This window comes from Halioglobus japonicus (assembly GCF_001983995.1).
GTDB classification, from domain to species: Bacteria; Pseudomonadota; Gammaproteobacteria; order Pseudomonadales; family Halieaceae; genus Halioglobus; species Halioglobus japonicus.
This window is the reverse complement of the sequence record NZ_CP019450.1, coordinates 820182-844554: the sequence shown is the minus strand read 5'-3', so window position 1 is coordinate 844554 and position 24373 is coordinate 820182. Positions and strand designations below refer to the sequence as shown.

General features: G+C 60.2%; 20 protein-coding genes, 1 other RNA gene and 3 pseudogenes. 9 read left to right on the top strand and 15 right to left on the bottom strand.

Features of this window, described 5'->3' with window-relative positions; translation table 11 throughout:
* Position 1: 1 nt before the first annotated feature.
* Together ptsP and BST95_RS04025 are read right to left on the bottom strand one after the other, a co-directional pair.
* Positions 2–2268: pseudogene (ptsP, locus tag BST95_RS04030) on the bottom strand (phosphoenolpyruvate--protein phosphotransferase).
* Positions 2269–2370: 102 nt separating this feature from the next.
* Positions 2371–2772, bottom strand: a pseudogene (locus BST95_RS04025) (RNA pyrophosphohydrolase); the annotation flags it as partial.
* A 120-nt stretch (positions 2773–2892) separates the two neighbouring features.
* Here BST95_RS04025 and BST95_RS04020 point away from each other — a divergent pair.
* The gene (locus BST95_RS04020) at positions 2893–3549 is read left to right on the top strand and encodes a histidinol-phosphatase (protein ID WP_066057282.1); all 657 of its coding nucleotides are present in this window, start codon (positions 2893–2895) and stop codon (positions 3547–3549) included.
* 16 nt (positions 3550–3565) lie between these two features.
* Here BST95_RS04020 and BST95_RS04015 read toward each other — a convergent pair whose 3' ends face one another.
* From BST95_RS04015 to BST95_RS03990, 6 genes are all read right to left on the bottom strand, one after another.
* Positions 3566–4750, bottom strand: coding sequence for a class I SAM-dependent rRNA methyltransferase (locus BST95_RS04015; RefSeq protein ID WP_084198257.1), 1185 nt, complete (start codon positions 4748–4750; stop codon positions 3566–3568).
* Between the two features lie 12 nt (positions 4751–4762).
* Positions 4763–5155, bottom strand: a complete 393-nt coding sequence (gcvH, locus tag BST95_RS04010) for a glycine cleavage system protein GcvH (protein ID WP_084198256.1) — start codon at positions 5153–5155, stop codon at positions 4763–4765.
* 97 nt (positions 5156–5252) lie between these two features.
* Positions 5253–6470 carry a UbiH/UbiF/VisC/COQ6 family ubiquinone biosynthesis hydroxylase gene (locus BST95_RS04005; protein WP_084198255.1) on the bottom strand — a complete coding sequence of 406 codons (1218 nt, stop codon included), beginning with the start codon at positions 6468–6470 and terminating at the stop codon, positions 5253–5255.
* Between the two features lies 1 nt (position 6471).
* The gene (gene ubiH, locus BST95_RS04000) at positions 6472–7713 is read right to left on the bottom strand and encodes a 2-octaprenyl-6-methoxyphenyl hydroxylase (protein WP_084198254.1); all 1242 of its coding nucleotides are present in this window, start codon (positions 7711–7713) and stop codon (positions 6472–6474) included.
* Between the two features lie 3 nt (positions 7714–7716).
* Positions 7717–9030, bottom strand: a complete 1314-nt coding sequence (pepP, locus tag BST95_RS03995) for a Xaa-Pro aminopeptidase (RefSeq protein WP_084198253.1) — start codon at positions 9028–9030, stop codon at positions 7717–7719.
* Between the two features lie 17 nt (positions 9031–9047).
* The gene (locus BST95_RS03990) at positions 9048–9620 is read right to left on the bottom strand and encodes a UPF0149 family protein (RefSeq protein WP_169843845.1); all 573 of its coding nucleotides are present in this window, start codon (positions 9618–9620) and stop codon (positions 9048–9050) included.
* Between the two features lie 149 nt (positions 9621–9769).
* On the opposite strand from BST95_RS03990, the gene BST95_RS03985 reads away from it, so the two are divergent.
* The 4 genes from BST95_RS03985 to BST95_RS03970 all read left to right on the top strand — a co-directional run bounded on the left by BST95_RS03985 (position 9770) and on the right by BST95_RS03970 (position 11138).
* Entirely contained in the window at positions 9770–9970 is a 201-nt protein-coding gene (locus BST95_RS03985; RefSeq protein ID WP_084198251.1) for a TIGR02449 family protein, read from the top strand.
* Between the two features lie 4 nt (positions 9971–9974).
* The gene (locus BST95_RS03980; protein WP_084198250.1) at positions 9975–10301 is read left to right on the top strand and encodes a cell division protein ZapA; all 327 of its coding nucleotides are present in this window, start codon (positions 9975–9977) and stop codon (positions 10299–10301) included.
* A 67-nt stretch (positions 10302–10368) separates the two neighbouring features.
* Positions 10369–10548, top strand: a non-coding RNA gene (gene ssrS, locus BST95_RS03975) — 6S RNA.
* Positions 10549–10556: 8 nt separating this feature from the next.
* Positions 10557–11138, top strand: a complete 582-nt coding sequence (locus BST95_RS03970) for a 5-formyltetrahydrofolate cyclo-ligase (RefSeq protein ID WP_084198249.1) — start codon at positions 10557–10559, stop codon at positions 11136–11138.
* A gap of 24 nt (positions 11139–11162) precedes the next feature.
* On the opposite strand, the gene BST95_RS19600 is transcribed toward BST95_RS03970, so the two are convergent.
* Positions 11163–11309 carry a hypothetical protein gene (locus tag BST95_RS19600; RefSeq protein WP_156507818.1) on the bottom strand — a complete coding sequence of 49 codons (147 nt, stop codon included), beginning with the start codon at positions 11307–11309 and terminating at the stop codon, positions 11163–11165.
* 157 nt (positions 11310–11466) lie between these two features.
* Positions 11467–13002 (bottom strand): threonine ammonia-lyase, biosynthetic, encoded by a 1536-nt coding sequence (gene ilvA / locus BST95_RS03965; protein WP_084198248.1) that lies wholly within the window; start codon positions 13000–13002, stop codon positions 11467–11469.
* Between the two features lie 136 nt (positions 13003–13138).
* On the opposite strand from ilvA, the gene rpiA reads away from it, so the two are divergent.
* Positions 13139–13813, top strand: a complete 675-nt coding sequence (gene rpiA, locus BST95_RS03960; RefSeq protein ID WP_084198247.1) for a ribose-5-phosphate isomerase RpiA — start codon at positions 13139–13141, stop codon at positions 13811–13813.
* Between the two features lie 2 nt (positions 13814–13815).
* Here rpiA and BST95_RS21095 read toward each other — a convergent pair whose 3' ends face one another.
* Positions 13816–14277 carry an acyltransferase gene (locus tag BST95_RS21095; protein ID WP_338073404.1) on the bottom strand — a complete coding sequence of 154 codons (462 nt, stop codon included), beginning with the start codon at positions 14275–14277 and terminating at the stop codon, positions 13816–13818.
* Between the two features lie 557 nt (positions 14278–14834).
* Between BST95_RS21095 and BST95_RS20315 the strand changes: the two are divergent.
* The 3 genes and pseudogenes from BST95_RS20315 to cysE form a co-directional block, all read left to right on the top strand.
* Positions 14835–15011 (top strand): annotated as a pseudogene (locus BST95_RS20315) (SAM-dependent methyltransferase); the annotation flags it as partial.
* Positions 15012–15163: 152 nt separating this feature from the next.
* On the top strand, positions 15164–15298 hold the full coding sequence (locus tag BST95_RS20840) for a hypothetical protein (protein ID WP_276205943.1): 135 nt from the start codon (positions 15164–15166) through the stop codon (positions 15296–15298).
* 36 nt (positions 15299–15334) lie between these two features.
* Positions 15335–16141 (top strand): serine O-acetyltransferase, encoded by an 807-nt coding sequence (cysE, locus tag BST95_RS03945; RefSeq protein WP_084198246.1) that lies wholly within the window; start codon positions 15335–15337, stop codon positions 16139–16141.
* 36 nt (positions 16142–16177) lie between these two features.
* Here the strand turns inward: cysE and hemE are convergent, their stop codons facing one another.
* The 4 genes from hemE to aroB all read right to left on the bottom strand — a co-directional run bounded on the left by hemE (position 16178) and on the right by aroB (position 24372).
* Entirely contained in the window at positions 16178–17248 is a 1071-nt protein-coding gene (gene hemE / locus BST95_RS03940; protein WP_084198245.1) for a uroporphyrinogen decarboxylase, read from the bottom strand.
* A 30-nt stretch (positions 17249–17278) separates the two neighbouring features.
* Positions 17279–18700, bottom strand: coding sequence for an FAD-dependent oxidoreductase (locus BST95_RS03935; protein WP_084198244.1), 1422 nt, complete (start codon positions 18698–18700; stop codon positions 17279–17281).
* A gap of 12 nt (positions 18701–18712) precedes the next feature.
* Positions 18713–23152, bottom strand: coding sequence for a glutamate synthase large subunit (gene gltB, locus BST95_RS03930; RefSeq protein ID WP_084198243.1), 4440 nt, complete (start codon positions 23150–23152; stop codon positions 18713–18715).
* A gap of 131 nt (positions 23153–23283) precedes the next feature.
* Positions 23284–24372, bottom strand: coding sequence for a 3-dehydroquinate synthase (gene aroB, locus BST95_RS03925; protein WP_084201037.1), 1089 nt, complete (start codon positions 24370–24372; stop codon positions 23284–23286).
* Position 24373 lies beyond the last annotated feature (1 nt).

Here is a 24373-nt window from a genome sequence, read left to right as displayed (position 1 = left end):
CTCAGGCCACCGGGCTGTGAATGAATTTAGCCATGCCGTGGTCGGCGAGGAATCCTTCCAGGCGACGGTGAATAGCGCTTGCGTCATCCATACCCAGCACCTCGTCGAGCAGCTCACGGGCTTCCGTGAGATTGATATTGCGCAGCGCCTGTTTCACTTTAGGTAGGCTGGTGGCGTTCATGGACAGGATGTCGTAGCCCATGGCGGTAAGCAGTACGGCGCCCTCGGGGTCGCCCGCCAATTCGCCACAAATGCCCACCTTCTTGCCTTCGGCCCGGGCAGCCCGCGCCACCAAGTCCAGCGCGCTGAGAACCGCCGGGTGCATGGAGTGATAGAGCTCGGCAACGCGCGCGTTGTTGCGGTCCACCGCCAGCAGATACTGGGTGAGGTCATTCGACCCTACTGACAGGAAGTCCACCCGCCGGGCCAGTGCCCTGGCCTGGTAGACCGCCGAGGGCACCTCCACCATCACCCCGATACGGGGTAACTCGGCATCGACACCCTCCTGCAGAATTTCGCGGTGGCTGCGATGGATGAGTGCCAGCGCCTCGTCCAGCTCCGAGATGGAGCTAATCATGGGCAACATGATCCGCAGGTTGCCGAGCCCGGCATTGGCCTTGAGCATGGCCCGCACCTGGGCGAGAAAAATTTCAGGATGGTCCAGGGTGACCCGAATACCACGCCACCCTAGGAAGGGGTTGTCCTCCTCAATCGGAAAATACGGCAGGGCCTTATCGCCGCCGATATCCAGGGTACGCATCGTCACCGGGCGCGGAGCAAAGGCCTCCAGCTGGTTGCGGTAAATCTGGCGCTGCTCCTCCTCGGAAGGAAAACGCTCACGCAGCAGGAAAGGCACCTCAGTGCGATACAGGCCAACACCCTCGGCGCCCTGCTCCAGAGAACGGGTCACATCTGCCTGTAGCCCCGTATTCACCCACAGCGGCATGCGGTGACCATCGAGGGTTTCACAGGGTAATTCGCGCAGGGATTCCAGATCTTTGGACAGCGCGAGATCCGAATCGAGAATCTCCTGGAAACGGGCCCGCACCTCCGGACGCGGATTCAGGTGCACGGTGCCGTTATAGCCATCGATCACCAGCTCCCGCCCCTGCAGGCGCCGGTAGGGCAGATCCAGCGCCCCCATCACCGTGGGTATGCCCATAGCGCGCGCCAGAATGGCCACATGGGAGTTACCTGAACCGCGCACCGAGATAAGACCTGCCAGCTTGTCCCGGGGGATCTCCCCCAGTGACGAGGCAGTCAGCTCCTCGCCCACCAGAATCGCGTTGTCCGGGTATACGCGTACCTCGCGGTCTTCCGCCTGTAGATAGGCCAGCACCCGGGTCCCGAGATCCTTGATGTCGACAGCCCGCTCCTTGAGGTAGCTGTGCTCCATGCGCTCAAAGTGGCGGATGTGTTCGATCATCACCTGACTGAGAGCACCCTGGGCCCACTCACCGCCCTTGATCAATGCCACGACCTCCAGGCCAATGGCAGAATCATCGAGAATGCCCAGATAAACATCGAAAAGGGCGTGATCTTCTGGGCTGAGTTCGCCTCCGAGATTGTCCGCCACCTCTTCGATATCGTCGCGCACCTTGGCCAGCGCCTCGCGAAAGGCCTGCACCTCGCCACGCCGATTGGTCACTGTTTTCTGGGGTACGGCATACAGATCCGCCACCGGTGACACCACACAGACGGTACCGATGGCAATGCCGGGGCGCCGGGCACGCCGGTAATTTTCGCCGGGGCGCCAGAGCCCGCCGCTGCGTCGGCATCTACCGCCCCGGTGACCCTCGCGTGGGCGATAATCGCCGCCAACTGGGCGGACATGGTAACCAAAAACGCTTCGTCACTTTCGTCGAACCGACGTCGCTCGGCCTGCTGGACGACCAATACGCCCAGCACCTGCCGCTGATGAATAATCGGCACCCCCAGAAACGAGTGGTACGCCTCTTCGCCAAGGTCGGGGAAGAAGCGGAAGGCCGGATGGTTTTCCGCGTTCTCCAGATTCAGCGGCTCTTCACGCTGGGCAACCGTGCCGACAAGGCCCTCACCGGGCGCCAGACTGGCCACGCCTATCTGGTCTTTGTTGAGACCCTCTGTGGCCCGAAAAACAAAGCGTTCTTCCGCCGGGTCGCGCAGGTACACACTGCATACCTCGGTATCCATGGCATCGCGAACCCTGCTGACGATAATCTCGAGGGCCGCTGCGAGGTTCGGGGCAGCATTCACTTCCTGGACGACATGGCGCAGGGTTTCGAGCATCTCAGGCCTCTCCAGCCAGACGTTCGGTATGCCGCCCCAGCGGGGGGCCAGTTCTTTCATGGCGCGCCGGTAGACTTCGCGCTTAAAGGAAATCACCTGATTGAGGGGGTACCAGTAACTCACCCACTGCCAGTGGTCAAACTCCGGTTTAGCATTGAGATCGAGTTTGACCGCATCGTCATTATCGAGCATGCGCAGCAGAAACCACTTTTGCTTCTGGCCGATACACAGCGGCTTCTGCCCCTTGCGAATAAACCGTTTGGGCAGGCGATAGCGCAGCCAGCCGCGGGTAACCGCGAGAATCTCGACCGACTCTGGCGACAAGCCAATCTCTTCTTCTAGCTCCCGGTACAGGGCTTGCTCGGGGGATTCACCGCGGTTAATGCCGCCCTGGGGGAATTGCCACGCATCGCGACCGCCTACCCGGCGCGCCCACAGCACCTGGCCCTGGTCATTCGCCAGTACTATCCCTACGTTGGCCCGATAGCCCTCTTTATCAATCACGCTGCCAATTCAATTCTTTATCATGAACCGGCTATTCTTCCACACTTTGCGGCCTCAGAGAAATTTACTCCCCTGCGCCGCCGCGCTATATTGGCGCCCCGTTTTTTGGAGCCCCGCGCAATGCCTCTGGCCATCTTCGACCTCGACAACACCCTGATTGGCGGCGACAGTGACTATCTCTGGGGGCAGTTTGTCTGCGAACAGGGCATTGTGGATGCGGACACATTTGCCGCGCGCAACGAGCAGTTCTACGCCGACTATGAAGCCGGTGAACTGGATATCGACGCCTATTTGCGCTTTGCACTGGGCCCACTCAAAGGGCAGACCGAGGAGACGCTTGCCGCCTGGCACCGTCAGTTTATGGCCGAAAAAATCGAGCCTATCATGCTGCCCAAAGCAGCAACCCTGATTGAACGTCACCGGGAGCGCGGCGACCAGCTCCTGATCATTACTGCCACCAATCGCTTTATCACTGCACCCATTGCGCAGGCACTGGGCATTGAAGAGCTACTGGCCTGCGAGGCGGAGATTGTCGACGGGGCCTATACGGGCGAACCCAGCGGTGTCCCCACCTACCGGGAGGGCAAGGTGGAACGCCTGCAGGCATGGCTGGAGAATCAGGACATCACTCTGGAAGGCGCTTATTTCTACAGTGATTCAATGAATGACCTGCCGCTGCTGCGCGAGGTGGACAAACCAGTGGCCGTTGACCCTGACGCAACCCTGCTGAGCGTTGCGCGGGACGCAGACTGGCCGGTGATTTCGCTGCGGGACTAGGCGTTTACGCGCGCTCTCAGCTGCGCACCGCGAACACCGCCTTGAGATACTCGGTTTCGGGAATGGCCGGATGGACCGGATGATCCGGCCCCTGAGCGCCCTGCTCCACCACCCGCAGCCGGCAACCGGCGCGCACCGCTGCCTGCTGCATGGCGCTGATCAGATCTGCCCGCGCCAGGTGCATGGAACAGGAACCTGCCACGAGTAAGCCACCCGGGCGCAACAGGCGCAGGCCCAACTCATTAATCCGTCGGTACGCGGTAATGCCTTTCTTGATGTCCTTGCGCCGCTGGATAAACGCCGGCGGATCGAGAATCACGACGTCGTAGCCAAGACCCTCGTCGATCATATGCTTCATGGTCTCGGGGGCAGAGCCCTGCCTGGTATTGAAGCGGTCTGCCACGCCATTGAGGGCTGCATTGGCCTGCGCACCCTCCAGCGCAAGCGCCGAGCTATCCAGGCAACAGACCTCCGCCGCGCCAAACGCCGCCGCCTGGATACCCCAGCCACCGATATAGCTGTACACATCCAGCACCGACTTGCCAGCCACCCAAGGGGCCAGGCGCGCACGAGCCATACGGTGATCATAAAACCACCCGGTCTTCTGGCCGCCGTGCACCGGAGCGAGAAAGCGCACGCCATTTTCCTCGAGTTCGACGCTCTCCGGCACCTCGCCGAACACCACCTCAATCTCTTCGTCCAGGCCACTTTCACGTCGACTGCGGCTGTCACCACGCAACAGAATGCCCGTCGGATTGAAGGTGTTTTTCAGCGCCTCAACCACCGCCTCACCGTAGCGCTCGATGCCGCTGTTGTTGAGCTGCACCACCAGGTAGTCACCAAAGCGGTCAATGACCAGCCCCGGCAGCAAATCACTGTCGCCATAGACCAGGCGGTAATAGGGTTTATCAAAGGCGGCCTCACGAATGGCAAGCGCCTCGTAAAGGCGACGCTGAAACAATTCAGCATTCAGGGGTAGCTGTTCACCCGGCGCATAGAGGCGGGCGCAAATCAGCGATTGGGGCTCCATATACGCACTGCCAAGCAGCTTACCGTCAGTGGCGCGCACACTCACCAGATCGCCGGCCTGGAACTGCCCCAGGCCGTTAACCGCGGTATCAATTTCGTTGGAGTAAATCCAGAGGTGACCGCCGCGCAGGCGTCGATCGGCGCCTTTGCGCAAATACAGATCAACGGTCATGGGGCAGAGGAATCAGTCTTCCTCGTCGCACTTGGCCTGATAGTCATCGGCACTTAGCAGTGCCTCCAGCTCGCTGGTATCAGCAGGTTGCAGCTTGAAAAACCAGCCATCGTTGTAGGGATCGCCGTTAACGGTCTCAGGCTCGTCTTCCAGCTGATCGTTCACAGCGATCACCTCACCAGCGACAGGCGCATAAATGTCGGAGGCGGCCTTTACGGATTCCACCACACCGGCCTCATCGCCGGCAGCCAGGGTAACGCCCACTTCGGGCAATTCGACGAAAACCACGTCTCCCAGTGCTTCCTGGGCATGATCGGATACACCAACGGTCACTGTGCCGTCTTCTTCAAGCCGGGCCCACTCGTGGCTGGCGGCGTATTTCAATTCGGCGGGAGTCTGGCTCATGGGGAGTCCTCGGTCATCATCAAAGCTTTGCCACAGGGGCGTTCACGCGGCTAATTCTAGCGGGGCGAAGAGGAAACACAAGCGAAGCTTGGGTGACTCAGGGCCCGATGCCCATGGCGTGGCGCATCAGGCGACGCTTGAGCGGAGCCATTGCCCCCACCGACCGCATGCCCGCGTTGCGCAACCAGCGCACCGGCAGGGCGCGCTCGCCAAATAAACGCTTAAAACCATCCATGGCGCTCATCATCAGCAGGTTTTCGCCTTTGCGCTGGCGCTGATAGCGGGCCAGCACCACCTCGGCGCCGGGAGAAAGGCCTGCAGCACGGGCGCGCAGCAACTCTTTGGCCAGTGCTTCGACGTCCAGTAATCCGAGATTAATGCCCTGCCCTGCCAGCGGATGTATCGTGTGCGCTGCATCCGCCACCAGCGCGACACCCGGCTGCACATAGTCGACAGCGTGACGCTGGCGCAGCGGGAAGGCGAAGCGAGCCGACACGGCGGTAATGCCACCGAGCTGTTGCTCAAACGCCGCGCTCAATTCCTGACAGAAGGCGTCGTCGTCCAACGCCAGCAGCGGATCGACCAGATCTTCCTCAAGCGACCAGACAATAGAGCACAGGTGCTGATCGTCCCCATCGGGCAGAGGCAGCAGCGCCAGTGGCCCGGTCGGCAGGAAACGCTGCCAGGCCGTATCCTGATGACTCTCGGCAAGCGCCACTGTCGCGACAATGGCGCGGTGACCGTAATCCCATTCGCGCGTGGTATAGGCCATGAGTTCGCGAATCCGCGACATCGCCCCATCGGCCCCCACTACCAGTTCCACCTCCAACTCAGCACCGCTCTCCAGCCGCACCGACATGCGGCCGTCGTGCAGCCGCTCGCAGGCCTCGACCCGCTCGGGGCTTAAACAGTGAATATCCGGTGCCTCGTGCAGCTTTGCCAGGAGTGCGTCGACAATGGCGCGATTCTCGACAATATGCCCCAGCGCCGGGACGTCCAGCTCCGCCGCATCAAACTCGATACGACCCGTGCCCTCCGCATCCCACACTGTCATATGCCGATAGGCGCAGCTGCGATACCCGACGACACCCGCCCAGGCGTCGAGACTTTCCAGAAACCGGACCGAGTGGGGCGTCAACGCACTGACCCGCGCATCGAAATTGTGAACGCCTGCGTCCACGGGCAGATCGCGGCGAGCCAAAGGCTGCGGCTCGATCAGGGCAATTCGATAGCCACTGCCGGACAGGGCCAGGGCCATGGCGGACCCGGCGATACCTGCGCCGACAATCACCACGTCATAATGCTGGGCGTTCATATCAGGCCTCACCCATCGCAGCGACGCCCGCCGCCTGATTAACGAAGGCACGCTTTAGCGCGGGCAGCACATCCAGGCCCGACAGGCCCAGATCGCGCACCAGACCCAGCAAGGGATCGCCCTCCATAAACAGGGAGGGCAAACGATCGCTGAACTCCATGGTGCGCTGCTGGTCACGCTGCTGGCGCCGTTCATAGGCCTGCAGCACCGCCAGTGAGCCGGGACTCTCGCCCGCCTCTACCGCGCCGTTGAGCACCCGGGTCAGCTCGGCGACATCGCGCAGGGCCAGGTTGTATCCCTGGCCGGCCACTGGATGCAAGGCGTGGGCGGCGTTACCCATCACCACAACGCCCTGACGCACCTGCTCGCGGCAATGCACCAGCGACAAGGGATAGCTATGGCGTTCGCCCACCCGGGTCAAGCGCCCAAGTCGATAACCAAATCGCTCCTGCAGGCTGGCCAGAAACGCCTCGTCACTGCAGGCCAGTAACGTTTCACCTTCCTCGGGCGTGACGGTCCACACCAGGGCACTGCGGTTAGCCGCGTCCGGGATGGGCGGCAGTGGCAACAACGCCAACGGGCCCAGCGAGGTAAACCGTTCAAACGCGCGGCCACCGTGAGGCTGCGTCGTGGCGACATTCGCCACCAGCGCCTGCTGGCCATAGGATTTTTCACTGGCCCACACTCCCAGCGATTCACGCAGGCCCGACGCGGCGCCATCGGCCACCACCAACAGCGCCGTCTCCAGCATCTCTTGCAGACCACCCTCCAGGGTCAGTGTCACGCCCGCTGCAGAGGATTGCGCTTCGATTACTTTGCAGGGACTAAGAACTTCCACCCGCCCCTGTGAATAGAGAGCCTGGATCAGCGCATTGCCCAGCCAGGCATTTTCCACCACGTAGCCCAAGGCTTCCCAGCCGTGCTCCGTAGCGTCCATGACAGTACTGCCAAAACGCCCCTTGCTGGAGACATGGATGGTGTCTATGGGGCACAGATATTCGGTCAGACCGGACCACACACCCATTTGCTCGTAGATCAGCCGCGAACTGTAGCTCAAGGCCGTGGAGCGAGCATCGAATGACGGATGATAAGCCGGCCGATGGTCGGGTCGGGGCTCTGGAAACGGGAACCCCTCGATAAGGCAGATGCGGATCGCCGGCGGCAGTGAGTGCGCCAGATGCAGGGCCAGGCTGATACCGACCATACCGCCACCGGCAATCACAATGTCGCGTCGTTCGGTCATCGCTCAGGCCGCCATCAGGGCTTCAATGTCGTCGACGGTACGGGGTACCGCGTCGGTGAGAATGTCACAACCGTCTGTGGTCACCAGGACATTATCCTCTATACGAATACCGATGCCGCGCCATTTTTTCGCGACGGCGGTGTTGTCCGGCGCCACATAAATGCCGGGTTCAATGGTCATAACCATACCGGGCTCAAGCACCCGCCACTCTTCACCAACGCGGTAGTCGCCGACATCGTGTACATCAAGGCCAAGCCAGTGACCCACCTTGTGCATGTAAAAGGCCCGGTAGGCCTGTGACTCGATCAGGGCATCCACTTCGCCCTCGAGCAAACCCAGCTGCACCAGCCCCTCCGTTATTGCGAGCACGCTGGCGTCGTGGGATTGATTGAAGTGATTGCCCGCGCGCACCTGGGCAATGGCCGCGGCGTGACCGGCGAGCACCACCTCATACAAGGCGCGCTGCTCCGGTGAGAAGGTGCCGCCCACCGGGAAAGTGCGACTGACATCGGCGGCGTAGGACTCCAGCTCGCAGCCGGCATCCACCAGCACCAGATCCCCATCGCGCATTTTCGCGCTGTTGTCCACGTAGTGTAGCGTGCAGGCATTGCGACCGCTGCCAACGATGCTGAGGTAGGCGGGATAGCGCGCGCCGCCGCGAACAAATTCATGGTGGAGCTCGCCCTCGAGCTCATATTCGTACTGGCCAGGCTGGCAAAACTGCATAATGCGGCGATGAGCCGCCGCAGTAATCTCACCGGCGCGCCGCATAATGCGCTGTTCCGCCGCGCTCTTGATCAAGCGCAAGTCGTGCAGCATGTGGTCCAGATCGGTGAACTCCCCCGGCGGTACCGCGCCGCTGGATTCCTTGGAGCGGATGGTATTTACCCAGTCCATTATGTGCTGATCGAAGCGCGAGCTGCGGCCCATGGAGTAGTAAACTCGCTCGCGGCCCTCAATCAGGCCCGGCAGAATGTCATCGATATCGCCGATGGGAAACGCATCATCGGCGCCGAAGCGGCTGCACAACCCATCCGGCCCGGCGCGCTGGCCGTGCCACAGTTCCGCCTGGGGGTCGCGCTCGGGGCAGAACATCACGTACTCGCCGTGCTCGCGCCCGGGAATCAGTACCAGCACGGATTCCGGCTCCTGAAAACCCGACAAGTAGTAGAAGTCGCTGTCCTGGCGAAAGTGAAATTCGGTGTCGCGGCTACGCAGTTGCTGGCGGGCCGATGGAATGATGGCAATGCTGTTGGGCTCCATCAAATCCATGAGTTTGCGGCGCCGGCGCCGATACTCACTGTTGGTAATTTTCATGCGCGGAATTCGTCTGCTCAGTGCACCTGGGGTTCGTCAGCCCTGGTGCCGTCGGCACGACTGTCCATAAATAGGTTGAGCACCGCAAATCGCAGATACTCAACGATCTCCGTGTAACTGCCCTCACTCTCTTCTTCATCGGCATCTTCATCCACCGAGGCTTCGGCGATGGCGCCCATGTCACTGAGGATCTCGCTGCTGTCCTGGCTCACCTGGCGTTGATTGACCTGAGCGAAGCCTGCGAGAAAGCCCTGGCACCAACGCGCCAGCTCACCGGTGCGCGAGTCGATTTCCACTTCATCATCGGGCAGCAAGGGGTGAAAATCGAATTCCTCGTCCTCCAGCGCAGCGGCACTGACCATGTACAGCTGCAGAATCTGCCCGGCCAGTTCACCGTGCAAATTGATATCAAGCGCCTGCTGCAGCAGCGCCAGACCTGCCTCCGCCTGAGCCGGCGCACCGGCGGCCAGCACGCCGCACAGGCAACCGTGCAATTGCGACGGAGAGCTGTCGAGGCCCTGTTCAAGCAGATGGTTGGCCACTTCGTCGAAATCGAAGACAAAATTGGCGGAGTCGTGATCGTCGAACATGTCAGGTTCTCTCGCGGCGCTGCCAGGAGTTACAGCCGTTCGTAACAATGTCAGGCAGGCCATTGATTTTCATTGCTTTTACTTCGTTGACGGCTGTGCGAAGCGCCCTTATAGTAAAGTCCCAATCAAGGTAACACCAGTATAACTCCATGGCGGACAAGCAACTGCAGGCTCTGGAACAGAAAATCGACCAGTTGATCGAGCTGTGCAAGGAGCTGAACCGTGAAAATCAGGTGCTCAAGGCAGAGAATGCCGGCTGGCAGGCGGAACGCCAGGACCTGATCGATAAGAACGAGCTCGCTCGCTCCAAGGTAGAAGCCATGATCAATCGTCTGCGGACTATGGAGTAAGCCTGTGAACCAACCGCACACCGTCACGGTGAAAATTCTCGATAAAGATTACCAGGTCGCCTGCCCGGAAGAGCAGGAAGCAGAACTGGTAGTCTCTGCCAAATACCTCGACAAGCAAATGCGCAGTATCCGCGAGACCGGCAAGGTCATCGGCCTTGAGCGCATTGCCGTCATGGCGGCGCTGAATATCAGCTATGAGCTGCTGCAGGCCTCCGAGGGTGGCGAAGGCAAGCTGGCCATTGCTCCAGAACCCGCGCCGGGCGCGGTCGACAGCATCAATCGCAAGCTCGATGATGCACTTTACCAGCTTCGCCAGCTGGAAATTGGCTGATTACAGTCCTATTTTTGCCCGAATTTCAAGGGCGCGTAAGCCGGCCTGACTCGTTATAATCCCCGACAGATCCCTGGCGTATGCGCCAGGCAGACAGTCCTCGAGCCGATAAATTTGTATCCGGGGGCTTCCAGCCACTGTTGGTGTGCAAGTCTGGCATGACCGGAAAGCCTGATTCAGTGCGGGGGCCGCCACCTTGAACCATCGGGTTCAAGGGCAGCGCTGTCAGCGGTACGCCGGGAATCTCTCTTCATCATGTCAGACATTACTGCCACCAAGTCAGAACTACGTCGCCAGCTGCGGGCGGCACGGCGAGCCCTCCCTCCCGCCACACAACACCATGCCCGCGATCGACTCTCCCACACGGTGACACAGTTGCCCGACTGGCATTTACTGCAACGCATTGGTCTTTATCTCGCCGCAGACGGTGAAATTGACCCTTCGCTACTGGCGGAGCAACTGCTGACAGAGGGAAAGCAGGTGTATCTTCCCGTCATCCAGGACGACAAGACGCTGCAGTTTGGTCGCTGGCAGGGCAGTGCCGATGAGCTGATTGCCAATCGATACGGCATTTCAGAACCACGCCCGGAGAGCACCCGGGCCGCGACGGCAACACTGGACTGTATTTGCCTGCCCCTGGTGGCTTGGAGTGAAACGGGCAAGCGGCTGGGCATGGGTGGCGGCTACTACGACAGGACCCTGGCGGATTTGTCAGGGCCATTGCGGGTAGGATTGGGGTACGAAATGCAGCGCGAGGATGCGCTACCAGGGGATGCCTGGGACGTCGATCTGGATTTTGTCGCCACCGAGGCGGCACTGTACCGCTGCCGAACTTAGCAGCCACTGCACACCGGAAGGAAATTACTCCCGGATAATGACGCCAGCCTGGAGTTCAGACGCAGGAGCTGCAACGGTATTACTGGCGGCCATGGGTAACATCATGGTTACCACCACGCCCATACCGAATACAGCCATCAGGACCAGCATCAGGTCAGGTTTTGTTTTCACGCTTGAACACTCTCTTATATCCCACTGTGCGGCTCTTCTACGAGGCCTGCACTCTTCTTATTGCCAGCCGGAGCAACGACTAACTTTTGTGATTATTTCACAAAGAGAGCGAATGTCTAGGGTATGAACCCCTAAACCACAGATTTTTTGTCATTTTTTATTCACTGCCGGGACGCTGCCCCAGGTAGAGCTGATAGGCGCGATTGTCGGTTTCATCCCAATAGCGATAGCCGATCTCATCCATCAGTTTGCGGAACGCCTTGCGCTCCCGCGCGGCCACCTGCACACCCACCAGGATGCGCCCATAGGCCGCCCCATGATTCCGGTAGTGGAACATGGAAATATTCCAGGCAGGACCCAGGCCCGTCAGAAACTTGGCCAGCGCCCCCGGGCGCTCGGGAAACTCCACCCGATAAACGCGCTCGTCAGCCACACTGCCCGGCGCATGACCGCCCACCATGTAACGCACGTGCAGCTTGGCGACCTCGTTCTCAGTGAGATCCTCAACCTCGTACCCCTTGCCGCGCAGGTCGCTCAGCAGGCTCTGCAGATCATCGCCACCGGGCGCCACGGAGATACCCACAAACACCTGGGCGGAACCGGCGTCCGAATAACGGTAGTTGAACTCGGTGATATTGCGCCGCCCCAGCGCGGTGCAGAACACCTTGAAACTCCCCGGGCGCTCAGGAATGGTGACACTGAGCACGGCTTCGCGCTGCTCACCGATTTCAGTGCGCTCCGAGATATAGCGCAACCGATCGAAGTTGGTATTGGCCCCGGACACAATCGCCAGCAGGTCCTTGCCTTCACAACCTTCCCGTTCAACGTACTTTTTCAGGCCGGCCAGCGCCAGCGCACCGGCGGGCTCGGCGATGCTGCGGGTGTCTTCAAATATGTCCTTGATGGCCGCACACATTTCGTCTGTAGAGGCGGTAATAACCTCATCGACCGTGTCGCGAATGACCCGGAACGTCTCCTTGCCGACCTGTGCCACAGCACAACCATCGGCAAACAGGCCCACTTCCGGCAGTGTCGCCCGGCGGCCCTTGTCCAGCGCGAGTTTGAGGCAGGCGGCATCTTCGGGCTCAACGCCGACAATCCGGGTCTGGGGCCACACATATTTCACGTACGCTGCCACACCGGCGAGCAGGCCGCCGCCGCCCACCGGCACAAACAGCACATCCAGCGGCGCCTGATGCTGGCGCACAATCTCCATGCCCACGGTGCCCTGGCCGGCGATGACATCGGGGTCGTCAAACGGATGCACATACGTCATGCCCTTCTCCGCCACCAGGTGCTCGGCATGCGCCGCCGCCTCTTCAAAGGAATCACCGTGCAGCACCACCCGCGCTCCGCGGCCACGCACAGCGTCCACTTTAATCTGCGGCGTGGTCCTGGGCATGACAATGGTCGCTTTCACCCCCATCTTCTGGGCGGCCATGGCCAGGCCCTGGGCGTGATTACCCGCGGAGGCCGCGACCACGCCGGCGGCTCGCTGGGCGTCCGTCAGGCGCTGCATCTTGTTATAGGCACCGCGCAGCTTGAAGGAGAACACCGGCTGCAGGTCCTCACGCTTGAGCCACACCTGATTGCCAGTGCGACGCGACAGCAACGGCGCCTGGTCTACCGGCGTTTCGCGAGCCACATCGTAAACCCTCGCATCGAGGATCCGCTTGATATAGGACTGGGGCATGGTCAGTTGCCTGCAAAAGGAAGAACAAGGGATGTTAATGGAGCGGCAAGCCATTTTCAGCCCCAGCGCTTGGTATTATTGATGATCACGACGAACGCCTGACCTATAATGCCCGCCCCAGCAGGAGAGAATCGGCATGACCCAGGACGAACTCAAACAAGCGGTAGCGGCAGCTGCCCTGGCCTACATCCAGCCGAAACTGGAAGATGACACGGTCATCGGCATCGGCACCGGCTCAACCGCCAACATGTTCATCGATGCACTGGCGGGCATTAAAGGCCTGGTAAACGCCACCGTGGCCAGTTCAGAGGCCTCCGCCGACCGCCTCAAGAGTCACGGTATTCCGGTGTATGACCTCAATGCGGTGGACCAGGTCGATTTTTATATCGATGGCGCCGACGAGAGCAACGCTGCCCTGCAACTCATCAAGGGCGGCGGCGCCGCCCTGACCCGCGAGAAGATTGTCACCGCAGTCGCCAGGGAATTTATCTGTATTGCCGATCAGTCCAAGCTGGTGCACACCCTGGGCGATTTTCCACTGCCGGTGGAGGTAATACCCATGGCGCGCAGCCACGTGGCCCGGGAACTGGTCAAGCTGGGCGGCGATCCGGTGTATCGCGAAGGGGTTGTGACCGATAACGGCAACATCATCCTCGATGTTTACAACTTCCCAATTCCACAACCGCTGACGATCGAAGAGAAGATCAACGGTATTACCGGCGTGGTCACCAACGGCCTGTTTGCGCTCAAGCCTGCAGATGTGCTCCTGCTCGGCACCAGCGAGGGCGTTAAAACCCTGCGCGCCGAATAAGTTCAGCGCAACCGCTTGGAGGCGGGGTACACCACCGACCACATCCAGCGCCACAAGCTGTTCCCCGCCAGCACCTGGGCATTGACGCCCTCGAAGAAGCGCTCCAGCTCTGCCGGATTGGCGAAGTAATCCATGCGGGTGGTAAACCCGCGTTCAGGATCCAGCTCCTTGACCACTTTGGCAGGGTTGCCGGCGACCACCACATTGGCCGGCACATCCCGAGTAACCACCGCCCGTGCCGCCACCACGGAATTTTCGCCGATAGTGACGCCCTTGAGCACTGTGGCGTGATCACCCAGCCAGACATTCCTGCCAATATGCACAGGCGTGGGCAGAGGATCGCGCTCCATCCGATCGTAAATCTGGTGCCAGTCGGAATCAGTCACGTAGACCCCATTGGCGAACATGGTGCCATCGCCGACAGTAATTTCGTCCGAAGCACTGATGCGCGAGCCCGGACTCATCAGCACGCAATCGCCGATCTCAACCCGGCCCTCGCCCGGGCCCGGCCCCAGACGCCAATTTCCACCTGGTGCATCGGTTCACCTATCGCAGTAAAGGACCGGCCAATGCGGATGTTGTCGCCCGAAATCCTCACATACCATGGCTTCATAATCGTATGGTAAGGCCCGAGCGCCTCACATTCGGGGCGCAGGAAATAATCGACGTACCAGTTACGGTATCGGAGATAGAGCTTTTTCAGCCACCACGGCCGCAGGTCTTGACGCATAGGACGAAAGGATCAGAGTGAAGCATTCATTGTGGGCCGGTATGATGGCAGCACCAGCAGCTGACAGCAATCTTGGAACCACTAATCGTGCCTCAGTCTGAATATTCGCGCCCGGTCACCAGCAACCAGAGCGGCCTGCACCCGCGTCTCGCACAAACCGTGACACGGCACCTGCAGCACGCGTTCCAGCGACCGGTCGCGCCCCATTCACACACTGCCTACCAAACCCTGACTGAGCGACTCACCACCACGCCACAGCCGCTGGTGATTGATTCCTTCTGCGGCACCGGTATGAGCACGACACAACTCGCTGCCAAACACCCCGATCACCTCGTCGTCGGTATAGATCAGTCGAGCCATCGCCTGCAGAAGCATGTGCCAGGGACCAGCGACAACTATATTTTTCTGCATGCGGAAGCCGAAGACATCTGGCAATTGCTGCTGGCGGACGGCCGCAGTGCAGATTTCCACTACCTGCTCTATCCCAACCCCTGGCCCAAAAGCAAACACCTGCAGCGACGCATTCACGGCCACGCCAGCTTCCCCTGGCTATTGGCGCTGGGGGGCATATCGAGCTGCGCTCCAACTGGCAGAACTATGTCGAGGAATTCGGCGTCGCCATGCATCTGGCGGGCGTGCACGGCCGCATCGCGCAGGTGCCGGAAGCACCGGCGCTCACCCTGTTTGAGAAGAAGTACCGGGATAGTCAGCACAACTTGTGGCGCTACACTGGCGCCGTGACGAATCCCGCGTAATGGGCTAAAGTCCCCGGTCCACTTGGAGGTAACGCAATGACTGCGACACAAGCCGATCCGGTCTGGAATCGCATCCGCACCGAGACTGAGAAACACGCCCAGGAAGAACCGCTGCTGGCGAGTTTTCTGCATTCCACTATTCTCAATCACAACACGCTTGAGTGTGCGCTCAGCTTCCACCTCGCCAATCAACTGGACAGCCCCACGGTGTCTTCACTGATGCTACGGGAAGTGATTCTGCAGGCGATGCAGCGCGACGCGAGTATTCGCGATGCCATGCGCGCCGACCTCGTTGCTGTGGTCGACCGCGATTCCGCCAGCCAGGAACTCTACGTGCCCTTTCTGTACTTCAAGGGCTTTCACGCGCTGCAGAGTCAGCGCATCGCCCACTGGCTGTGGAATAACGGTCGGGAGTCGATGGCGCTGTTCTTCCAGAACCGGGTTTCAGTCAAGTTCGGCGTGGATATCCACCCCGCCGCAAAGCTGGGACGGGGCATTATGCTCGACCATGCCACCGGCCTGGTCATCGGTGAAACAGCGGTGGTCGGCGACGATGTATCGATTCTGCAGTCAGTGACCCTGGGCGGCACCGGCAAGGATGAAGGCGATCGCCACCCCAAGATTGGCAACGGCGTACTGATTAGCGCTGGAGCCAAGATTCTGGGCAATATCAGGGTCGGTGAAGGCGCCAAAGTCGGCGCGGGGAGCGTGGTGTTGGAAGAAGTGCCCCCGCACACCACAGTCGCCGGTGTGCCCGCCAAAATTGTGGGACGGCCGGCAACCGATGCACCGGCACTGGATATGAACCACGACTTCTGCTGCGACGAAAACGCCGACTGCTAGCAAGCAGCGGCACGCTCGCGCAGGATCAGGGCGGCGCTAGTCCGCCAGGTGGTACTGCGGTGATAACTCCACCACGGCGTCGACAAACGCCGTGACGTGGTCAGGGTTAATCCCCGGGGTAATACCGTGCCCCAGGTTGAAGACATGGCCTGTGCCATGGCCGAAGCCTGCCAGAATAGACGCGACTTCTTCGCGGATGCGCGCAGGAGATGCGTGCAGCATGGCAGGGTCCATATTGCCCTGCAGTGCGACTCTGTCACCCACCAGCACCCGGGCAATGGCGATATCCGTTGTCCAATCAATGCCGACACCGTCGGCGCCGCACTCAGCAATGGTGTTCAACCACTGACCACCGCCTTTGGTAAATACAATCACCGGCACCTTGCGGCCGTCTGCCTCCCTGGGCAGGCGGGAAATCACCCTCTGCATGTACTTGAGCGAGAACTCTTTGTAGGCAGCGGCACTGAGGCTACCACCCCAGGTATCGAAAATTTGCACCGCCTGTGCACCCGCGCGAATCTGGGCTGCAAGATAGTCGGCCACGGCATCGGCCAGCAGCGACAATAGCGCGTGCATTAACTCCGGCTTGTCGTAAGCCATGGCTTTCACATTGGCGAAGTCCTTGGAGGAGCCGCCTTCAACCATGTAAGTCGCGAGTGTCCAGGGACTGCCTGAAAAACCGATCAAGGGGACCTTGCCGTTTAGCTCTTGCCGAATGGTGCTCACGGCATTCATGACATAGCCGAGATCATCTGCGGCGGTAATCGCATTCAGGCCATTCAGATCGGATTCGCTGCGCACAGTCTTGTGAAACTTCGGCCCTTCGCCCTCTTCAAAATAAAGGCCCAGGCCCAGTGCATCGGGGACGGTGAGGATGTCGGAAAACAGAATGGCCGCATCCATGGGATAGCGGCGCAGGGGCTGCATGGTCACTTCACATGCCAGCTCTGCGTTTTTGCACAAATCCAGAAACGAGCCCGCCTGCTGGCGGGTCGCGCGGTATTCAGGCAGATAACGACCGGCCTGACGCATCATCCAGATGGGGGTGCGATCTACCGGCTGGCGCAGCAGTGCGCGCAGAAAACGGTCGTTTTTAAGTTCAGTCATCAGTGCGTCCTGCTGGCGCGAATAGGCGCCTTAAACGTCCAGGTAGTCGAGAATGCCTTCAGCTGCCTGACGACCTTCCCAGATGGCAGTCACCACCAGGTCGGAGCCGCGAACCATATCGCCACCGGCAAAAATTTTCGGGTTGCTAGTCTGGAACTTAAAGGTCTGCTCTTCCTCAGCGACCACGCCCTGCCAGTGGTTGAGTTCAACGCTCACATCACCCAACCATTCAGGTGGGCTGGGCTGGAAGCCGAAGGCGACGATAACCGCATCCGCTTCGAGCACTTCCTCAGAGCCGGCAATGGGCTGCGGGCGACGGCGGCCACCGGCATCTGCCTCGCCCAGCTCTGTGGTCACCACTTTAATGCCACAGGCCTGGCCGAAGTACTCAACCACCTCAATCGGTTGGCGGTTGTACAGGAACTCAACGCCCTCTTCACAGGCATTCTTCACCTCGCGGCGCGAGCCGGGCATATTCTCTTCGTCACGACGATAGGCACAGATGACTTTGTCGGCGCCCTGGCGAACCGCGGTGCGCACACAGTCCATGGCCGTATCACCACCACCGAGTACGATGACACGCTTGCCGCGCAGATTGATATAGGCGTCGGAGTCCTGTTCGAAGCCCAAATTGTGGTTCACGTTGCCCACCAGGTAGGGCAGTGCTTCATAGACACCGGGCAAATCTTCTCCGGGGAAGCCGCCTTTCATGTAGGTGTAAGTGCCCATGCCCATAAACACAGCGTCATACTGCTCCAGCAGCTCGCTGATCTGCACGTCGGTACCGATCTCGGTATTGAGGCGGAACTCAATACCCATGCCCTCGAATACCTCACGACGGCGCACCATCACTTCTTTCTCAAGCTTGAACTCGGGAATACCAAAGGTCAGCAGACCGCCAATTTCCGGATAGCGATCAAACACCACCGCTTTCACGCCATTGCGAGCCAGAATATCGGCACAGCCCAGTCCCGCCGGACCAGCACCGATAATGGCCACCTTTTTCCCGGTGTCGACCACATCGGAAAGATCGGGACGCCAGCCCATGGCGAGTGCGGTATCGGTAATGTATTTCTCAGAGGCACCAATGGTGACAGCGCCAAAGCCGTCGTTAAGTGTGCATGCCCCTTCGCACAGACGATCCTGCGGGCATACCCGACCACATACCTCAGGGAGGGTGTTGGTCTGGTGCGACAGCTCTGCCGCCTCAAACAAGTTGCCTTCGGATACCAGCTTGAGCCAGTTGGGAATGAAATTGTGCACCGGACACTTCCATTCACAGTAGGGGTTACCGCACTCCAGGCAGCGATGCGATTGCTCGGCAACCTGATCCTTGGAGTAAGGGTTGTAGATTTCGACGTACTCTGACTTGCGCGACTGCAGCGCTTTTTTGTCGGGGTCGTTACGACCGACATCGATAAACTGGAAATTGTTTGCCAGGCGATTACTCATAATCCGTTACCACTAGTCGGTGTTACGCAGGCGCGACAGCAGAGCATCAAACTCCGCTGCCTTGGGCTTAACCAGCCAGAACTTGCCAACATAATCTTCAAAGTTGTCCAACAAATGAGTGCCCCACTCCGAACCTGTTTCTTCAACAAACTCGCGAATATTGCCACGCAGGTGGTTGCGATAGGGCTCCATATACTCAGCGCTGACCCGGTGAATCTCCACCAGCTCGCTGTTGTATTTGTCGATAAAGGTGCGATCCATATCCAGCACGTAGGCGAATCCGCCTGTCATGCCAGCGCCGAAGTTGACCCCGGTGGGGCCCAGTACGGTGACGTTACCGCCAGTCATGTATTCACAGCAGTGGTCGCCCGCGCCTTCGACGACGGCGTGGGCACCGGAGTTGCGCACCGCAAAGCGCTCGCCGGCAATGCCGGCAGCGAACAGGCGGCCGCCAGTGGCTCCATACAGGCAGGTGTTGCCGATAATCGACGTTTCCTGTGACTTGAATTCACTGACGCGGGGCGGGTAGATCACCAGCTTACCGCCGGCCATACCTTTGCCCACATAGTCGTTGGAATCACCTTCGAGGTACATGTGCAGGCCGCCGGCGTTCCAGACACCAAAGCTCTGGCCCGCGGTACCAGTCAGGCGCAGCACCAGTGGATTGGCTTCCATACCTTCATTGCCATAGCGCTTGGCAATTTCGCCGGAGAGTCGCGCACCAATGGAGCGGTCGCAGTTGCATACCTCGAACGCAAACTCGCCGCCCTGGTTGGCTTCAATGTTTGCCAGCGTCGCGGCGACCATCTCCTCGGCCTTCTCACCCTTGTCGAAGGGATCGTTAGAGGACACCTGGCAGAACTCAGGCTGTCCAGCAGCGTCATCGTCTTTGTGCAGAATAGGCGCCAGGTCGAGGCGGGTCTGTTTGTCGGTGTCACCCGGCAGGGCCTCGAGCAGATCAGTGCGTCCGATCAACTCCTCGAGCGAGCGCACACCCAGGCGCGCCAGCCACTCGCGGGTCTCCATGGCAATAAAGGTGAAGAAATTCATCACCATTTCGACCGTGCCGTTGAAGTGGTCGTCACGCAGCTTCTGGTGCTGGGTGGCGACACCGGTGGCGCAGTTGTTCAGGTGACAGATACGCAGGTACTTACAACCCAGGGCAACCATGGGACCGGTGCCGAAACCAAAGCTCTCAGCGCCGAGGATAGCGGCCTTGATCACATCCAGGCCGGTCTTGAGGCCACCGTCTGCCTGCAGGCGGATTGCGCCGCGCAGGTTGTTGCCGCGCAGGGTTTGCTGCACTTCGGCAAGGCCGAGCTCGAAGGGCGAGCCCGCATAGCGGATCGAGGTCAACGGGCTTGCTGCCGTGCCGCCATCGTATCCGGAAATGGTAATGAGGTCGGCGTAGGCCTTGGCCACGCCTGCGGCAATCGTGCCCACCCCGGGCTCGGAGACCAGCTTCACTGACACCAGCGCGTCCGGGTTAACCTGCTTGAGGTCAAAGATCAGCTGGGCCAGATCCTCAATCGAATAAATATCGTGATGCGGCGGCGGAGAAATCAGGGTAACGCCGGGCACGGAGTAGCGCAGGCGTGCAATCAGGTCGTTCACCTTGCCGCCGGGGAGCTGACCGCCCTCGCCTGGCTTCGCGCCCTGGGCCACCTTGATCTGCAGTACTTCGGCATTCACAAGGTAGTGTGGCGTCACACCAAAACGGCCCGAGGCGATCTGCTTGATCTTGGACATGCGCTCGGTGCCATAGCGGATCGGATCTTCGCCGCCTTCACCGGAGTTGGAGCGCGCACCCATGCGGTTCATGGCCGCTGCCAGCGCCTCGTGGGCCTCCGGGCTCAGCGCCCCCAGGCTCATGCCGGCCGAGTCAAAGCGCGGCAGAATGTTTTCCACCGGCTCAACCTCGTTGATATCAATGCCTGCACCCTCCACCGGACGCAGCAGATCGCGCAACGTGGCAACGGGGCGCTCATTAACCAGCGCGGCGTAGCGCTGGTAGTCCGCATAGTCGCCACTGGCGACCGCCTGCTGCAGGGACATCACCACGTCGGGGTTGTAGGCGTGGTATTCCTGGCCGTGCACATACTTGAGCAGACCGCCCTGTTCGATCGTCTTGCGCGGCGTCCAGGCGCGCTTGGCGAGGAGCTGTTGCTCCGCCTCCAACTCAGAAAAACCCGAGCCTTCAATACGCGAGGCCACACCACAGAATGACAGGTCAACCACTTCGCGGGCGAGTCCAACCGCCTCAAACAGCTGGGCGCCCCGGTAAGAGCTAACCGCTGAAATGCCCATTTTGGACATGATCTTCAGCAGACCTTTGTTAATGCCCTTGCGGTAGTTCTTGTAGCAAATGCTGGGCTCGCCCAGCACTTCACCGCAGCGGATCAACTCTTCGAGCACACTGTAGGCGAGGTATGGGTACACAGCCGTGGCGCCAAAGCCGAGCAGACACGCAATCTGATGTGAATCCCGCGCACTGGCAGTCTCCACCACGATGTTGCATTCCGCGCGCAGCCCCAGCTTGATTAGCGCGTGGTGCACCGCGCCGGTGGTCAGCATGCTATGAATGGGCAGGCGACCTTTTTCGATCTCGCGATCGGACAACACCAGAATCGTGCTGCCGCTATTCACAGCGCTCTCTGCCTCGGCAATCACCTGGCGTACACCCTGCTCCAGACTCATCTCGTCGGGATTGTAGGTGCAGTCGATTTTGCGCGGCTGGAAGCCGGGCCGGTCGAGATTTAGCAGGGTGGTGAATTTACCCTGGGACAGCACCGGTGAGGTCAGGATCACCCGATCCGCGTGCTCCGGCCCCTCGTGGAACAGGTTTTTCTCGCCACCCAGGTCCGTCTCCAGTGACATCACAATCGTTTCGCGCAGCGGATCGATCGGCGGGTTGGTCACCTGGGCAAATTTCTGGCGGAAGTAGTCGTACAGTGAGCGCTCTTTGCGGGACAGCACCGCCATGGGCGTGTCATCGCCCATGGAGCCCACGGCCTCGTTACCGGACTCCGCCAGCGGCCGCAGCACCTGGTCGCGCTCTTCAAAGCTCACCTGGAACATTTTCATGTAGGCATCGAGCTGCGCGCGCTCAATCCCGGAAATCATCTCGCTGCCAAAGGTCCCCTCGATGCGCTGGGCCTTCTCTTTCAACCAGCGCTTGTAGGGCTGGGCATTCTTGAGGCGATTATCAATGTCCTCAGTCTGCAGCAGCTCACCGGTCTGTGTGTCGACCATCATCATCTGCCCGGGGCCAACCCGGCCCTTGGCGACAACGTCTTCAGGCTTGTAATCGTAGGTGCCGATCTCTGAAGCCAGAGTAATAAACCCGTCTTTGGTTTTGACCCAGCGCGCCGGGCGCAGGCCGTTGCGATCGAGCATACAGACGGCGTAGCGACCATCGGTCAGTACCAGTCCGGCGGGGCCATCCCAGGGCTCCATGTGCATGGAGTGGTATTCGTAGAATGCCTTGAGGTCGGGATCCATCAACTCCATGTTCTGCCACGCGGGCGGAATCAGCATGCGCAGGGCCCGGGCCATGTCGACACCGCCGGTGAGCAGCACATCGAGCATGTTATCCATACTGGATGAGTCGGAGCCGGTGCGATTCACCAGCGGCGCAATGTCCTTGATATTGGGCAGACGCTCGGTCTCGAAACACGCGGTGCGGGCCTCGGCCCAGTTGCGGTTACCCTCAATGGTGTTGATTTCACCGTTATGCGCCAACAGGCGGAAGGGCTGGGCCAACGGCCACTTAGGCATGGTGTTGGTAGAAAAACGCTGGTGGAACACACAGATGGCGGTTTCGAGCCGTTCGTCCGCCAGGTCCTGGTAGAACTTCGGCAGATCCACCGGCATGACCAGGCCTTTGTAGGAAATCACCCGCCCGGACAGGCTGGCTATGTAATAATCCTCGTCCTGCTCGCAGGCCATTTCCGCCTTGCGTCGGGCGACAAACAACTTAGTGGACAGCTCGACATCGGTCAGGCCCGCCGCATCGATAAACACCTGCTCAATCCGGGGCAGGGTCTCCAGCGCGATTTCACCGCACACAGAGTCATCGGTGGGCACTTCGCGCCAACCAATCACCGTCAGGCCCTGATCAGTCAGGGCGACTTCTGTGGCAGCTCTTGCGGCCTGGGCGGCCTCGGCGTCGCGGCTCAGGAAGATCTGGCCCACGGCAAACATGTCAGAGAGGGTGGCGCCGAACAACTCCTGCGCCAGGGTGGCCATGAACTGACGCGGCATTTGCAACAACAGGCCACAACCGTCACCTGTCTTGCCATCTGCGGCAATACCGCCGCGGTGAGTCATGCAGGTCAGAGATTCAATTGCGGTCTGCAGCAGGCGGTGGCTGGCTTCGCCAGAGGTGTGGGCGATCAAACCAAAGCCGCAGTTGTCGCGGAACTCTTCAGGTCTATACAGGCCTGCGTTCATAGTCAGTCCAGAATATCTATTGAAAACAACAAGTTACACCGAAACCCCAGCCATGAAACTCAGCTCGGGGCAAAAGGGGGTGGTTATTTTACACAGATGGCCTGTGGTGGACAAACTTCCACCACTGACCGTCAGGTTCCCCGCGGGAATGACTCCAGCAGGGCGAGAATTTCAGCTTCTGCGGCATCGTCGACAATCTGTGCCTCGCCGATGGCAGCCAACAACACCAGCCGCAGCCTGCCGTCGACGACTTTCTTGTCGCGGCCCATCAAATCCAGAAATTGCGCCGGGCTCATATCTGCCGGCTGCGCTACCGGCAGGTTCATCTGCACAAGCAGCTCGCGAAACGCATCCACCTCCGCAGCTGCGATTGACCCGCGCCGGGCCGACATTTCCAGCGCCAGCAGCATACCCGTGGCAACGGCTTCGCCGTGCAACCAGTTGCCGTAACCCTGAGCCGTTTCTATGGCGTGGCCAAACGTGTGACCAAGGTTGAGAATAGCGCGAATACCCCCTTCGCGCTCATCGGCGGCGACCACCGCAGCCTTGCATGCACAGCTGCGCTCGATCGCCTCGGCCAGGGCCGCCTCTTCACGCGCGAGCAACTTGGCGGCATTGGCCTGAATCCAGCGATAAAAAGGCTCATCACAAATCAGGCCGTACTTCACCACTTCCGCCAGCCCGGCAGCAAACTCCCGCGGCGGCAGCGACTGCAGCGTATTGGTATCAATCAGCACCGCCTGGGGCTGGTAGAACGCGCCAATCATGTTCTTGCCCTGGGGATGATTAACGGCGGTTTTGCCCCCCACCGAGGAATCTACCTGGGCCAGCAGGGTGGTGGGCACCTGAATAAAGTTCACGCCCCGCTGATAGCAGGCCGCGGCAAAGCCGGTAATATCACCCACCACACCGCCGCCGAGGGCAATCAATGTCGTGGTGCGACTGTGGCGGTCTGCCATGATGTGATCGAAGATCCCGTTCAAGGTCTCCAGCGTCTTGAACGCCTCACCATCGGGCAGAATAACCTCGGTCACCAGGCTGCGCTCACCCACGGCAGTGCGCAGCTTGTCCATGAATAGCGGCGCCACGGTGTCGTTGCTCACCACCACCACCTGGTTGCCATGGATATGCGGACCCATCAGTGCCGGGTCGGACAGCAGGTCACGACCAATATAAACAGGGTAGCTACGCTCACCCAGGTCGACGTGAAGCGTGTGCATA